This is a genomic window from Flavobacterium psychraquaticum (assembly GCF_034497725.1).
GTDB classification, from domain to species: domain Bacteria; phylum Bacteroidota; class Bacteroidia; order Flavobacteriales; family Flavobacteriaceae; genus Flavobacterium; species Flavobacterium psychraquaticum.
This window is the reverse complement of sequence record NZ_JAXKVR010000026.1, coordinates 130,504-146,371: the sequence shown is the minus strand read 5'-3', so window position 1 is coordinate 146,371 and position 15,868 is coordinate 130,504. Positions and strand designations below refer to the sequence as shown.

Genomic DNA, 15,868 nt, shown 5'->3' with positions numbered 1-15,868 from the left:
CAATTGCATTGGTTTTGATTGCCTTTGGCTTTACCCAAAGGGATATTGATTATGATTCTTAATTGGCTTTAGCCAAAACTTATCTCCTATTAAATTCCTCGTGATTATCTATAAATGTAATTTTTCGGGTAGGAGCGATGTTTACGCGTAAATCAAAAATATCAAATCGATTGTAATGTCCTAAAATATCGTGCATTTGTTTCGGTTGGATACATTTTTCTAAATCAATTTCGGCATACACCATTCCTTCTTCGTCGATTAGCGGTTGTCCGATAACTGCTCCATTTGGTCCTATAAATCCTGAGAAAGCACTGCTTTTTCGACTTAATAATTCATCAACATTTGGAACATCAGCACGAAGAGCGTCTTTTATTTCTTGAGAAATGGTGGAACACGAAACTATGGTGAAAAGTTTTCCTTCAAACGAATGTGCTGCGGCTCTAATTTTTATAGCTTCGGCCATATCGTAATCGGGTGGTGCAACGGGAAGTGAAATATAATTGGCGATATGGATTAATTCGCCTTGTGCTAATAAAGTAAAACGAGCTAAAGTATTAGTGTTTTCGCCACAAGCTAATGTTCCAATTGGTCCAATTTCAGTGTCGTACACTTTTAATGAAGAGCCATCACCTGAAGTCCACGTTAATTTTTCGGCCCAAGTTGGCACTAATTTTCGATGTTTTCCAATGATTACACCTTTGTTGTCAATGATTAGATTAGTGTTGTAAATTTCACCATAACTTTTGCCACGTTCGTTTATTCCCATTACGATGTGAATGTCGTTCTCTTTTGCCGACATACAAAGTTTTTTGATTTCTGGACTAGTAATATCGACTGAATTTTTATACAATTCTTCATACCATTTACTGCCTTGAACCGGCGTCATAATCCAGTTCCAATACGGATAACCAGAAATGAAAACTTCCGGGAAAGCAATTAGTTTGGCACCATTTTTACTAGCTTCTTTGATGAAAGAAATCGCTTTATCAACCGTTTTTTCTACGTTTAGAAAAACTGGGGCAGTTTGAACGGTAGCGGCTTTGAATTTTTTAAATTCCATTTTTTGTTATTTTGTACGCGAATGAAACGAATTGCTTTGCAAACGCTAATAATCGCTGATTTATTTTCGAAACGTAGCTTAGAGAAATTGAAAAATCATTTTGATTTCTTAAATTTCATTAATCTGTATTATTACATTATGTAATTGGCTATTTTGCTTTTAATTTCTTCATTAAAAGTTTCGGCTTTAATGCTATTTCTATCTTCTTGAATTACTACGTTTACTAAAGTTACTTCGCCTTCTAAAACTGTTTTATGCTGGTCGTTACTGAATTCAAAACCACAAATTAAAGAGGAGTTTTTTAGCTCTTTTACCCAAAGTTTCTTGGTTAGGTTTTCACCCAAACGAGCCGCATTTTTAAATTGCACTTTTAAATCTACTGTGGGAATTCCGTTGGTTTCGTGCATTTTTGAAAAAGGTCTTTCTAAAGCTTCTTCGAACCAATCTTCTACCAAATCGTTGAGTATTTCTAAAAATCGCGGATAGAAAACGATTCCGGCGTAATCGACGTGTTTGAAACGAATTTTTTCTTGTTTTACAAATGCTTGATTCATATTCTCTATATTTTACCAAATAGTACAAAATAGTACTAATTTAAATTTTATTACTTAACATTGCTGGTTGTCTAGCCCCGATAGGAGTGGAAATCCTTTGTGTTTTTTCTTTATAAACACAAAGATTGCAACGGATAGCGGGATTAGCTTCTAATTAAAATTTTTCTGAAGTGGCATTTTTCCAAATTCTGAAATATTCGTTAGGCACGCTGCTTCCGTCTAAAAGTGAACCTGGTTTTAATTCGGGATAAATTTCGGCAAATGTTTGTGTTTTATTGCGTTCAACTCTTGTACTCACTACATCACGCGTTACACCATCTGGGTGATCAATGCCGGCAGAAGCCATTAAATCCATAGCTGATTTTACGGTTTCGTGCTGAAAACGAGCGACACGAATGCTTTTTTCTTCGGGAACTAAACCTTTGGTTAATTTTGGATTTTGCGTTGCAATTCCGGTTGGACAAGTGTTGGCGTGGCATTCTAAAGCTTGTATGCAACCTAAGGCAAACATCATTCCGCGGGCTGAATTGCAAAGGTCGGCACCGATGGAAAGGCAACGAATAATATCGAATCCAGTGACAACTTTTCCGCTAGCAATAATTTTTATTTGGTCTTTGATTCCGAATCCATTTAAGCAATCATATACAAACGCTAAAGCATCTCGTAATGGCATTCCTACGTGGTCTGAATATTCTTGTGGAGCCGCTCCAGTTCCGCCTTCGCCGCCATCTACTGTGATGAAATCGAGATACGTTTTTGTTTCTACCATCGCTTTACAAATGGCTACAAATTCGGTTTTATTTCCGATACAAATCTTGATTCCGATCGGTTTTCCACCTGAACCTTTTCGTAGTAATTTCACAAAATCCATCAATTCTAAAGGTGTTGAAAAAGCAGAATGCGTTGGCGGTGAAATAATGTCATATCCTTTGCCTACTAATCGAATATCAGCAATTTCATCGGTTACTTTTTCTTTCGGTAAAATTCCACCATGACCCGGTTTTGCACCTTGTGAGAATTTTATTTCAATCATTTTCACATTGTCTAAAACGGCTCTTTTAGCATATTGTTCGTAATTGAAATTTCCTTGTTCATCTCGGCAACTAAAATAACCTGTTCCAATATTCCAAACGACATCGCCGCCTTGTAAATGATAGGGTGAAAGTCCGCCTTCGCCCGTATTATGATAGAATCCGCCTTGTTTTGCTCCATTATTTAAAGCGAGAATTGCGTTTTTACTCAAAGAACCAAAACTCATTGCACTAATATTGAACAAACTAGCATCATAAGGTTTTTCACATTGCGAAGAACCAATATGTACTTTTGGATTTTCGTTTACATTAGTGAAAGAAATAGCACGAATACTGTGATTTATCCATTCGTAACCATTTTTGTAAACGTCTAATTGGGTTCCAAAAGGCATTGAATCGGCTTCTTTTTTACTTCGTTGATAAACAATGCTTCGTTGTAGTCGATTAAAAGGTTTTCCATCTAAATCGGTTTCTACAAAATATTGGCGTATTTCTGGTCCAATTCCTTCTAACAAATAACGCATTCGACCTAGTAAAGGAAAATTTCGGCGAATGGTCTTTTGCGATTGAAACATATCGTACAGTCCCATTATAATTAAAGGGACAAAAATCAATAATAGAAAACTGAATTTCCAATTGACAAATGTTAGAATTCCTGTTAGTGAAAGGAGCGTGAAACTGACTACTAAAAATACTTTTCTCATAGTTTATTTTATTATTTTAATTTAAATCTTTGGATTTTTCCTGTTTCTGTTTTGGGTAAAATAGTTACAAAATTAATCACTCTTGGATACTTATATGGTGCTGATATTTGCTTGAACCACAATTGAATATCACATTTCATTGCATCTGTTGCTTTATTATAATCTTTTAAGACAATATAAGCACAAACCAACATTCCTCGTTCTTTATCTGGTAAACCTACTACAGCACATTCTAAAATGTGTTCATTTGTTAAAAGTACGGATTCTACTTCAATTGACGCAATATTATAGCCGGAAGAAATAATCATATCATCGCCACGAGCCACAAAATAAAAATAACCTTCTTCATCTTGACGGAAAATATCACCAGTTATATTCCAACCGTTTTCAACATATTCTTGTTGTTTATCGATTCTATTTAGGTATTTGCAACCTGTTATTCCTCTGACTGCTAATCTTCCGATTTCATTTCTAGCTACTTCGTTTCCGTTGTTGTCAATGATTTTAGCTTCGTAACCTGTAATGGCGACTCCGGTTGCTCCAGCTTTCATATTCTGTTCGTTAGAGGAAATAAAGATGTGAAGCATTTCGGTAGCTCCGATTCCATCGATGATTTTTAATCCTGTAATTTCAAACCAATCTTGCCATACTTTTGAAGGTAAAGTTTCTCCTGCCGAAACACATTTGCGTAAGCTTGAAATATCAAATTCGTGGGCTTTTGTAGTGATAACTCGCCAAGCTGTTGGAGCTGTGAAACAAATGGTGATTTTAAATGCTTCAATCGCTTTTAGGAGTAAATCCGGACTTGGTTTTTCGATTAAAAAGGTAGAAGCACCGAAATACATCGGAAATATTACTAAACCGCCTAATCCGAAGGTAAATCCTAGAGGCGGACTTCCTGTGAAAATATCGTTTTTTGTCGGTTGAAGGGAATAATTTGGAAACGCTTCGCAAATATTTAAAATATCCTTGTGATAATGAGCTGTCATTTTAGGCAAGCCCGTTGTTCCTGAGGTAAATCCGATTAAAGCAACGGAATCTGCTTTCGAATGGAAATTCTGAAAAGTTGTTGGTTTATGAACCATTAATTCTTCTAAATCTGAATTTCCGAAGAAAGAAGTTTGCTTCAAAAAATCAGACTTTACTACACGAACTTCTTCTTCTAATTGTTTATCTGATAAGAGATGAGAAATTTCCGCACAATCAATTATCGTAGTTAATTCTTTAGCACGAAGTAACGGCATCGTGGCAACAACAATTCCACCGGCTTTTAAAACTGCAAACCAACACGCAACCATCATTGGATTATTAGCCGAACGCAATAATACACGATTTCCCGATTTTAATCCTAAATCATCCACTAAAACGTGTGCAATTTGATTCGCTTTTTTATATAAATCGGAATAAGTCCAAATTGTTTCAAACGTACGAATACAAACATTTTCACCACGACCTTCTTTAATGTGATTGTCTAATAATTTAGCGACACAATTTAGCATTTCTGGATGTTGAAACTGTGGTAAATCTAAAAAAGTATATTCTGGTTGTAAGTCCGAAATAGGTAAGCTATTGTTTGCAAAATTGTCTTCGTAGTGTTGCATAATTATTCAATTAAATTTTGAACATCTTTATTTGAAGAAATTGATTTTAACTGAATGATAGCTATTTGATTCAATTTATATAGTCGTTCGTTTTGTGGCAGTTCCATTCTAATAAATTCTGCATTTAAACTTTCAATATTCACTAAAATTAACAATTGCTCAATTGTTGCATAATCTCTGATATTTCCTTTTAAACTTACATTTTCTTCCCGCCATTGTTTGGCAGTTTTTCCAAATAATGCAACATTTAAAACATCTGCTTCACTAGCATAAACAAAATTTGCTTGTTCTTTGGTAATGTTTTTCGGAATTATGTGCTCTTTGATAGCATCAGTATGAATTCGATAATTTAGTTTTGATAATGTGCGATTTAAATCCCAAGCAAGAGACAATCTACTATTTTCATCTTCTTTTAGTCGCTGAAATTCTTTAATCAAGTACAACTTAAATTCAGGACTTAACCAACTTCCAAACTCGAAAGCTAAGTCTTTATGAGCATAAGTTCCTCCACCATATCTACCCGATTTAGAATATATACCAATAGCATTCGTAGCTTCAACCCATTTTCTAGGAGTCAAATGAAATGAATTTAAACCTGCTTCTTTTTTAAAGGTCTCGAATTCGCCACCTTTAAATTTAGAATTATGAATTTGTTCCCAAATCCCTAAAAACTCTAATGTATTTCGATTTCTCATCCAACTATAAATGAGGTCATCGCCACCAAATTTATTAGCCATATCTGTTAAGGAAATAAAATCATTTTGTTCTTCCGAAACAATTGATATTTCAGTTCCTAATACATTTATAATAGTTTTTTTTTGCTTCATAATTATTAGTTTTTTGACTAATTACTTTAAACCTATTGAATTCGAACAGTTTTTAAATTATTTATATTGGTAACTTCTATTCGAACTATTTATTACTCTTCGGTTTCAACGCTTTTCGCATTCCTTCGATTTGTTTTCTTTCGGAAGCTTTTAGCGGATATAAATGTGAAATTCCCATTTTGTAGGAATTTGGAATATCTGAGGGTTGAAATTGTTCGTAAGCTTGGGCATTTCTAACAAAATTAGCATCTAATAATAAGGGTTTACCCAAAGCTACTAAATCGGCTCTTCCGTTTAAAATAATTGTATTAATTTGGTCAATATCTTGAATATATCCAGCTGTTATGGTTGGAATTTGAACCGTATTTCGAATTAAATCAGAAAAAGGAGTTTGCCACATTCTTCCAATTTGGGGTTTTTGATCGGCAACCGTATTTCCTGTGGAAACATCAATAATATCAGCACCAGCCGTTTTAAAAGCAGTTGCAATTGTAAGAACATCTGCTTCCGAAATTCCGTTTGTTGCCCAATCTGTTGCGGAAATTCGTACCGACATCGGTTTTTCTTTTGGAAATACCTTTCGCATTTCGGAGAATACTCTTAGTGGGAATTTTAGGCGGTTTTCGATGCTGCCGCCAAATTCGTCCGTTCTTATGTTTGTTAGCGGTGATAAGAAGGAAGCTAATAAAAATCCGTGATGTGCTTGTAATTCAATCATATCAAAATTAGCTTCTTCTGCATTTTTTGTAGCTTGAACAAATTGAGCAACAACCAAATCCATATCTGCTGCAGTCATTTCTTTTGGTCCCGAAACTTCGGAATTCAAATTTTTATTAAATGCTACCGCTGAAGCGGAAAGTAACTCCCAATTATTTCCTGTAAAAGAAGTTTCCCAAGGTTTTTTTGAAGCACCTTTTCGTCCGGAATGTCCTAATTGCACTCCGATTTTAGTGGAAGTATATTGTTGAATGAAATCGCTGATTCGTTTCCAAGTATCAATTTGGTTTTGATTGTAAATTCCGGCACAACCTTCGGTAATTCTACCATTTTCTGAAACTGCGGTCATTTCGGTTAAAATTAATCCCAAACCACCAACAGCTCTTGAAGTATAATGTTGGAAATGCCAATCATTTATTAAGCCGTTTTCCGCCATATATTGGCCCATTGGAGCCATTACAATTCGGCTTTGAAGTTCTAGATTTCTAAGTTTAAATTTTGAGAAAGCTGGAGAATTAGGTTGTAAGTTATCGGTTGTAAGTTGTAAGTTGCTGTTGAACTCGCTTAAAACTTTGTCAGTGAATGATTTATCTCGTAATCGTAAGTTTTCATAAGTCACTTTTTTCGAACGGGTCATACATCCGAAAGCAAATTGATAAAACGGATGTTGGTTATTGCGATCCATATTTTCGAACCAATCCAATGAAACTAAAGCCGCATATTGAATCATTTCTACCGTATTTCTTCGGGTTTTATCGTATTGTTCAAAAGCCAATTGAACATTATTCGGATTCGCAATCACAGCATCCGAAAGTCCAATCGCCGAATCCATTGCTAATTTTGTTCCCGAACCAATAGAGTAGTGGGCTGTTGCTTTGGAATCGCCCAACAAAACGATATTATTATGAAACCATTTTTCATTGGTAACGTGTGGAAATTGACGCCAATGCGATTTATTAGAAATTAACGAATGGCCATCTAATTCTTCTTTGAAGATTTCCGAAATTTTAGCAATCGTATCTTCTTCATTGGTTACTTCGAAATTTAAATTTTGCCAAGTTTCATCGGAACATTCAAAAATCCAAGTACTCATTCCTTCTTCGTATTGATACGAATGTGCCACGATTGATCCGTGAGGCGTTGTTCTAAAAAAGTAGGTAAAAGCGTCCAAAGGTTTTGTGGAACCCAACCAAACGAATCGATTTTTTTTCAATTCAATTTTAGTTCCAAATTCCTTTGCATATTTCGTTCGAACTGCACTTGCAATTCCGTCTGAAGCAATAATAATATCTGAATCAGCGAATTGTGATAAATCAGCTATATTTTGCTCGAAATGTAAATTTACACCTTCTTCTAAACAACGTTGGTGCAATAATTTCAATAAAGTTTTACGCGAACAGCCACAAAAACCGTTTCCAGCAATAGTTACGGTTTCGCCATCTCGAGCGATAATAATATCATCCCAATATGCAAAATTACTTCGAATAAGATCATAAGATTGCATATCGCGTTTTAAAAATTCTCCTAACGTTTCATCAGAAAAAACTACGCCAAAACCAAAACTATCATCAGGTTTATTGCGTTCATATACATCGATTTGACAATCGGGCATTGCCTTTTTAGTCAATATCGAAAAATAGAGTCCGCCTGGACCACCACCAATTATTGTTATCTTCATTTTGTATATTGTAAATCGATTCAGTACTAAGTAAAAAAGGATTAAGGTCTTTTTATTGAAAAAACCTCTCCTAAAGTTGCATAATTTGAACCGGCTAAACGAGCAACAGGTTTGTATTTATCTAAATTGATATGATTGTTTTCTGATAGAATTGAATCGTCAATGTGAATGGTCTTGATTTCGCCAATAATTACACAAGCCGTTTCATTTCCACCGGCATCTCGAATGAAATAATGATGCATTTTTTCACATTCAAAATGTACTAAACTCTCTTTAACTCTTTTGGGTTTAACCATTACTGAATCAATAGGAGTTAAGCCTGCTAGTTCAAATTCATCAATATTTGGAGCTACAGTTGCTGAAGTTGCATTCATTTGTTCTACAACATCCATCGTGACTAAATTTACCACGAATTCACCATTTTGTAGTATATTATTTAAAGTGTCTTTATTGAAATTATTATCTCTTCGGGTGGAAAACATAACGCAAGGCGGATCGCTACTTACCATATTAAAATAAGAAAAAGGAGCTAAGTTGTTAATTCCATTTTCATCCAAAGTAGCAATCCATCCAATAGGCCTTGGAATAATTGTTCCTGTCAAAAGTTTGTACAGTGTTGAAGAATCTGTGTTTTGAATATCGAATTGCATAATTATTATCGTTGTTTCTACAAATTAAGTAAATTAATTAAAGTTTCCATAATAGAATAAACATAAAATTAAAGATTAATTAGAATATAAGCTGTAATTTTTCACTATTACCATTGGTTACTTGTTGATTTTATTGTATTATATGTAAATATTAAGGACTATAATTGTGATTAATAAAAAAATATCATTTAATATTTGTGAAATATGTTTTGTATATCTTGCTAAATTAGTATATTTATGCAAAAATTATATATATGGAGATTTTAGCTTGTCCGAAATGTCAAAGTGACACAATTGTAAAAAGCGGTATCATTAAAGAAAGACAGCGTTATTTGTGTAAATCTTGCAATTATTACTTCACAGTCAACAAAATAGGCAAAAAGATTGATGATTATTATGTGACTAAAGCATTACAATTGTATTTAGAAGGACTGAGCTTTAGAGAAATTGAACGAATTATCGGAGTTTCGCACGTTTCCATTAGTAATTGGGTTAAGGAGTTTAAAATCAAGAAACCACCACATCCTAATTATCATCCAACATATAAAATTTTTAAACACGCCGAACTAGTAGAATACCTTCAAAACAAAGACCAACTATCAGGTGCAGGAATGATTATTACCGAATTAGGTGATAAATTTATGCTGATAAAATGGGAACGTTTCAAGGATTAACTATAGTATTTTACAAAATTATATATTGTAATTTTTTTCATTAACATAATTTTAGAATTTGGCTAAATCAAAAACCAACTGATTAACCAATTTCTAAACTATGAGAAAAATAGTACTAACCGCTGGATTATTATTTTCGGCACTAACATTTGGTCAAGGTTCGCCTGATTATGGCGGAGGATTGAAAGTAAACATCAATGAAGATGGCTCTAAATACTTCAGAGTTATCTCTTGGGCTCAGTTTTGGGCACAACACAATTCAGACCGACCTTTAGATGCAAACGGAAACGAACAATCGGACACGCAATTCAATCTTCGAAGAGCACGAGTCTTAATGTATGCACAAATCAACAAGGATTTTATGATATTAACGCACTTTGGTTTAAACAGCCTAAATGCTGATAATATGAGTCCGACCGGAACTAAAGATGCTTCTCAATTGTTCTTTCACGATGTTTGGGCACAATATAGTTTGGGAAATAATCACGCAATCGGTGGAGGTTTGCATTATTGGAACGGAATTTCGCGTTTAAATAACCAAAGCACTTTGAACATTATGACTTTAGACAACCAGCGTCAAACTTGGGCAACTCTCGGTTTGTCTGATCAATTTGCGAGACATATGGGAGTTTATTTAAAAGGAGCTTTGGATAAATTTCAATACCGAATTTCGATCAACGATGCTGTTACAACAAACCTACAAACAGGACTTCCTGTAAATGGTGGAGCTGCAAATTACTCAGGAAGAAGATTATTAGGTTCAAAAGATGCTGGCAAAACGTATGCTGGTTATTTTGAATATGGATTTTTAGAAAATGAAAGTAATTTTTTACCTTATAAAGTTGGTTCTTATGTTGGAACTAAAAAAGTATTTAATGTAGGAGCAGGATTTTTTGTTCATCCAAAAGGATCTGTAGTTGCAGATGCAATTGGGAATTTAAGTGGCGATGATGTAAAAATACTAGCTATAGATGCTTTTTATGATGTTCCAGTAGGAACAAATGGTGCGGCTTTAACGGCTTATGCTTTATACCAAAATAACGATTACGGAAAAGACTTCATCTTAGGAACAACTTATGAAACGGGTTCGATGTTATATGCTCACGTTGGTTATGTTTTGCCTGTTAAATTAAAAGCAAAAATTCAACCTTATCTTTCTTATAACAACAGGCAAATTGATGCTTTAAACGATGATGCGACACAATTTGGACTTGGAACAAACCTCTATTTAAGCGGTCACAACGCTAAATTAACTTTAGAATACCAATCTTTAAAATATGCTACAAGTGATGCGGTAAATACGCTAACACTTCAAGCGATGATTTATCTATAATAACCAATCAAAACTACTACAAAATTATGAGCGATCAAAAACACGCCACGGCTTATTGGAAGGAAAATGTAAGATACCTTCTGATATTATTAAGCATTTGGTTCTTATGTTCTTATGGGGCTGGAATCATATTCGTTGACCAATTAAATACCATTAAAATGGGTGGATTTCCATTAGGATTTTGGTTTGCACAACAAGGTTCAATGTTTGTATTTGTTATTTTAATCTTCGTTTATGTACGATTGATGAACAAATTAGACAAAAAATACGGATTTGATAAGGACTAACTAACTACAAAAAAACGAAATTATGGATGTAAAAATTTGGACCTATATTATTGTAGGAATTACGTTTGCTATATATATTGGAATTGCAATTTGGAGTAGAGCTGGTTCTACAAAAGAATTTTATGTTGCCGGCGGAGGCGTTTCTCCATTAGCTAACGGAATGGCAACTGCTGCCGATTGGATGTCTGCTGCTTCGTTTATTTCGATGGCAGGAATTATATCCTTTGCTGGTTACGATGGAGCTGTTTATTTAATGGGTTGGACTGGAGGTTATGTGCTTTTAGCTTTACTTTTAGCTCCTTATTTAAGAAAATTCGGGAAGTTCACAGTGCCTGATTTTATTGGGGATCGTTATTATTCAAAAACCGCTCGATCGGTAGCTGTATTTTGTGCTTTAATTATTTCATTTACTTACGTGGCCGGACAAATGCGAGGCGTAGGAGTTGTGTTTTCACGATTTTTAGAAGTGGAAATTAACACAGGAGTAATTATCGGAATGATCATCGTTTTATTCTATGCAGTTTTAGGAGGAATGAAAGGAATTACTTACACGCAAGTAGCACAATATTGCGTATTAATTTTCGCATTTATGGTTCCTGCGATTTTCATTTCAATTCATATGACAGGAAATCCAATTCCACAATTAGGAATGGGAGGAAAAGTAATAGGAAATGACGTTTATTTATTAGACAAACTAAACGGATTATCTACAGAATTAGGATTTGCAGAATATACTAGTGGTACAAAATCTAAATTAGATGTTTTCGCAATAACATTAGCTTTGATGGTTGGAACTGCGGGATTACCTCACGTTATTGTTAGATTCTTCACGGTTAAAAATGTAAAAGATGCTAGAAAATCTGCGGGATTAGCCTTATTATTAATTGCAATTTTATACACAACAGCTCCTGCAGTATCGGTTTTTGCTAAAGCTAATTTAATTGAAACTGTGAGCAATAAAAATTATGTAGATATGCCAGAATGGTTTACAAACTGGGAAAAAACGGGTTTATTAATTTATAATGATAAAAATGCAGATGGAAAAATTCAATATGTAAAAGGAGATGCTTTTATGCTTGTTGATGGTAAGCCTCAAAAAGACCATCCAAATTTAGACAGTGCAAACGAATTGTATATCGACAATGATATTATGGTTTTAGCGAATCCTGAAATTGCTAAATTACCAAACTGGGTAATTGCGTTGGTTGCTGCTGGAGCATTAGCTGCGGCTTTATCAACTGCTGCTGGATTATTATTAGTAATTTCTGCCGCTGTTTCTCACGATTTAATTAAGAAAATGATTAATCCAGGAATTTCTGAAAAAGCCGAACTTTGGTCAGCTCGTGGAGCTGCTGCAGTTGCGGTAGTTATTGCAGGATATTTCGGAATTAATCCACCTGGTTTCGTTGCGGCCGTCGTCGCACTTGCTTTCGGATTAGCAGCTGCATCTTTTTTCCCAGCTATTATTTTGGGAATTTTCAACAAACGGATGAATAAAGAAGGTGCAGTTGCTGGAATGGTTGTCGGAATGTTATTGATGCTTTATTATATGGCAAAATTCAAATTAGGTTGGATTGGCGATATGCCAGACAAATCAGAATGGTGGTTCGGAATTTCACCAGAAGGATTTGGAACTGTTGCAATGATAGCAAACTTCGTTGTTGCAATTGTTGTAAGTAAATTTACACCAGCACCACCGCAAGAAGTACAAGATATTGTGGAAAACATTCGAATTCCTTCCGGAGCCGGAGAAGCGGGAGGTTCACACTAATTTTTAGATATAATTATTTTACAACTCTGTTCTTGTTTTTCAAGAACAGAGTTTGTATTTTTAAAAAATAAATGTAAAAAATTAAGTTGTTCTTAATGAAGAATAGACATCAACATAAATTAGTTGTATTATCCTTATTATTACTATTGGCGTTAAATTTGCCATTACTTTTATTATTTGATAGTGCGGAAAGTTTTTTAGGTTTTCCTATTATCTACATTTATATTTTCTCGGTTTGGTTGTTCTCGGTATTAATTTCTTGGTTCGTAGTCCAACGTTATTATGAATAGTATTATTCTCTTACTTATACTTTTAGTTTATTTGGGTATTCTTTTTTTTATCGCACATTGGGCAGAAAAAAATGAAAATAGCAAATGGACAAATAATTCTTATGTATATACACTTTCATTAGCTGTTTATTGCACGGCTTGGACGTATTATGGAAGTATCGGTGTGGCCGCAAATTCTGGTTTAGGCTATTTGCCAATTTATGTTGGACCAATAATGATTATTCCGGCTTGGATAATTATTCTTAAAAAAATTATACGAATTTCGAAAGTCAATAAAATTTCTAGTATTGCCGATTTTATTTCGCTTCGCTATGGAAACAGTCGTTTTTTAGGAGCATTGGTAACGCTAGTTTGCTTAGCTGGAATTTTACCTTATGTAGCATTACAAATGAAAGCAATTTCTGAAACCTTTCATATTGTAACGAAAACCGATACAAGTTCACTCATATTTGATGATACCACAACTTATGTTGCTATAGCTTTAGCACTTTTTGCCTCTTATTATGGTACCAGATATGTAGATGCTTCCGAAAAACGAAAAGGAATCGTTACGGCAGTTGCTTTAGAAAGTATTCTGAAATTAGTATTCTTTTTAATTATTGGTATTTATGTAACATATTTTGTTTTTGATGGTTATGATGATATTTATGCACAAGCTTCACTCTTAGAAAATTATAAAGAAAAGAACACTTTCGGAAGTTTAGAACAAGGAATGAATTGGTTTTTCCTTTGTATGGTTTCACTTTTTGCGATTTTTCTCTTGCCAAGACAATTTCATATGTCGGTGGTTGAAAATAATAGAGAACGTCATATTAAAACGGCGATTTGGTTGTTTCCGTTGTATTTATTGTTATTCAATATTTTTGTTTATCCAATAGCTTGGGGCGGAAATGTCTTGTTTGAAGGAACGAATGCCAATGCAGATTCTTATTCACTATTAATTCCGCAATATTTCAACAATACTTTTTTAACGGTTTTAGTTTTCCTTGGCGGATTTTCAGCCGCGATTTCTATGATTGTTGTTTCAAGTATAAGTTTATCTACAATGTTGAGTAACAACTTATTAATTCCGTATACTTTTCTAGGGAAGTTACGCAATGAAGAACAAACCATCAATAATAAAAAAATTGTAAATATTCGGAAAATTGGAATCTTTTCATTAATTATAGCATCCTATTTGATTTATCGCTTCTTCACTTTAGATTATAATTTAGTTTCCATCGGATTAGTCGCATTTATAATCATCGGACAATTAGGACCCGCTTTTTTTGGAGCTATTTTTTGGAAAAGAGGTTCAAGATTAGGTGCAATTTATGGAATTTTAATTGGCTTTGCAATTTGTCTCTACACGCTTTTAATTCCTTATGCTATTGGGCTAACTAACCAAGAAAGTTCCTTTATTTCAGAAGGATTTATGAATATTAGTTTATTAAAACCTTTCCAATTGTTCGGATTGGATTATTTAGAACCTGTTCCTCACGCATTTTTCTGGAGTATGTTATTCAATACGTTGACTTATTTCGCAGTATCCGTAAGTTTTAAAGGAAATTATCGCGAAAGAAATTATGCCGAAATGTATGTTGATATTGACAAATACAGCACCAATCACGAAAATGCATTTGTTTGGAAAGGAACTGCTTACACAAGTGATATTAAAAAAGTATTAGTTCGATTTCTGGGTGAAGAACGCACCAAAAGAGCTTTGAATCTCTTTAATCTAAAATATAATGTAGATAAACACGACGAATTAGCCGATTCAAGATTAATAAAATTTGCAGAAAATTTATTAACCGGACATATTGGGACAGCTTCTGCTCGAATTTTAATTTCCAGCGTTGTAAAAGAGGAAAAAGTAACATTGCCGGAAGTTTTAAAAATATTAGAAGAATCCAAAGAGAATATTATTACCAATAAAAAACTGATTGAAACTTCGAATGAATTAAAAGAAATCACTTCCCAACTCCAAACGGCCAACGAAAATTTAGTTAGAAAAGACAAACAAAAAGATGAGTTTTTAGATACCGTTACGCACGAATTACGAACACCAATCACGGCAATTCGGGCGGCGAGCGAAATTTTACACGACGATGATGATATTCCAGAAGAATTAAAAAAACAATTTTTACAAAATATAATCTCTGAATCCGATCGCTTAAACCGCTTAATCGATAAAATACTAGATTTAGAGAAGTTTGAAACGGGAAAACAAACCATTTATCCAACAGAAAGTAATCTAATCGCAACTATTGAAAACGCTATTAAACCTTTACAACAGCTGATTAAGAATAAAAATATTAAAGTATATATTGAAGCGAAAGATTCTATTTTTGCATTTTATGACGAAGACCGGATCATTCAAGTAATTACCAATTTACTATCAAATGCTATTAAATTTTGTCCTGATGAAGAAGGCTTAATAACAATTCAAGTCCAACAAAAGGATAATTTCGTAATTACTTCGATTCAAGACAATGGAAAAGGGATAAATCCTACCGATTTTGATGTTATATTTGACAAGTTTTATCAAGCTTCCAATCAAAATTTTAAAAAACCAATCGGAAGCGGACTTGGACTTGCTATTTGCAAACAAATTATAGAACATCACAGAGGTGAAATTACTGTAGAACCAAGTGTCAAAGGAGCTTGTATTGTATTTACATTGCCACAAAAAAATATTGAAAACTAAGATTT

The 15,868-nt window shown here is 33.9% G+C and carries 13 protein-coding genes; 6 read left to right on the top strand and 7 right to left on the bottom strand.

What is annotated here, in order from left to right; all coding sequences use genetic code 11:
• Positions 1-79: 79 nt before the first annotated feature.
• The 7 genes from T1L09_RS05705 to T1L09_RS05675 form a co-directional block, all read right to left on the bottom strand.
• A complete protein-coding gene (locus T1L09_RS05705; protein ID WP_322549993.1) occupies positions 80-1,060 on the bottom strand; it encodes a carbon-nitrogen hydrolase family protein in 981 nt (326 codons plus the stop codon).
• Positions 1,061-1,191: 131 nt separating this feature from the next.
• Positions 1,192-1,614, bottom strand: coding sequence for an acyl-CoA thioesterase (locus T1L09_RS05700; protein WP_322549992.1), 423 nt, complete (start codon positions 1,612-1,614; stop codon positions 1,192-1,194).
• A 154-nt stretch (positions 1,615-1,768) separates the two neighbouring features.
• Positions 1,769-3,349 carry an FMN-binding glutamate synthase family protein gene (locus tag T1L09_RS05695; RefSeq protein ID WP_322549991.1) on the bottom strand — a complete coding sequence of 527 codons (1,581 nt, stop codon included), beginning with the start codon at positions 3,347-3,349 and terminating at the stop codon, positions 1,769-1,771.
• An 11-nt stretch (positions 3,350-3,360) separates the two neighbouring features.
• Positions 3,361-4,950 carry an AMP-binding protein gene (locus T1L09_RS05690; protein WP_322549990.1) on the bottom strand — a complete coding sequence of 530 codons (1,590 nt, stop codon included), beginning with the start codon at positions 4,948-4,950 and terminating at the stop codon, positions 3,361-3,363.
• Between the two features lie 2 nt (positions 4,951-4,952).
• Entirely contained in the window at positions 4,953-5,777 is an 825-nt protein-coding gene (locus T1L09_RS05685; RefSeq protein WP_322549989.1) for a KilA-N domain-containing protein, read from the bottom strand.
• Between the two features lie 85 nt (positions 5,778-5,862).
• Complete coding sequence (locus T1L09_RS05680) at positions 5,863-8,172, bottom strand: oxidoreductase (protein WP_322549988.1); 2,310 nt, start codon at positions 8,170-8,172, stop codon at positions 5,863-5,865.
• Positions 8,173-8,213: 41 nt separating this feature from the next.
• A complete protein-coding gene (locus tag T1L09_RS05675) occupies positions 8,214-8,822 on the bottom strand; it encodes a flavin reductase family protein (protein ID WP_322549987.1) in 609 nt (202 codons plus the stop codon).
• Positions 8,823-9,076: 254 nt separating this feature from the next.
• Between T1L09_RS05675 and T1L09_RS05670 the strand changes: the two genes are divergently transcribed.
• The 6 genes from T1L09_RS05670 (at position 9,077) to T1L09_RS05645 (ending at position 15,863) form a co-directional block, all read left to right on the top strand.
• Positions 9,077-9,496, top strand: a complete 420-nt coding sequence (locus T1L09_RS05670) for a transposase-like zinc-binding domain-containing protein (RefSeq protein WP_322549986.1) — start codon at positions 9,077-9,079, stop codon at positions 9,494-9,496.
• Positions 9,497-9,596: 100 nt separating this feature from the next.
• Complete coding sequence (locus tag T1L09_RS05665) at positions 9,597-10,829, top strand: hypothetical protein (RefSeq protein WP_322549985.1); 1,233 nt, start codon at positions 9,597-9,599, stop codon at positions 10,827-10,829.
• A 26-nt stretch (positions 10,830-10,855) separates the two neighbouring features.
• Positions 10,856-11,116: a DUF4212 domain-containing protein gene (locus tag T1L09_RS05660; protein ID WP_322549984.1), complete on the top strand. Its 261-nt coding sequence runs from the start codon at positions 10,856-10,858 to the stop codon at positions 11,114-11,116.
• A 22-nt stretch (positions 11,117-11,138) separates the two neighbouring features.
• Entirely contained in the window at positions 11,139-12,887 is a 1,749-nt protein-coding gene (locus T1L09_RS05655; RefSeq protein WP_322549983.1) for a sodium:solute symporter family protein, read from the top strand.
• 95 nt (positions 12,888-12,982) lie between these two features.
• Positions 12,983-13,177, top strand: a complete 195-nt coding sequence (locus T1L09_RS05650; RefSeq protein WP_322549982.1) for a hypothetical protein — start codon at positions 12,983-12,985, stop codon at positions 13,175-13,177.
• Complete coding sequence (locus tag T1L09_RS05645; protein WP_322549981.1) at positions 13,170-15,863, top strand: ATP-binding protein; 2,694 nt, start codon at positions 13,170-13,172, stop codon at positions 15,861-15,863. Before T1L09_RS05650 ends, T1L09_RS05645 begins: the two co-directional genes overlap by 8 nt.
• Positions 15,864-15,868 lie beyond the last annotated feature (5 nt).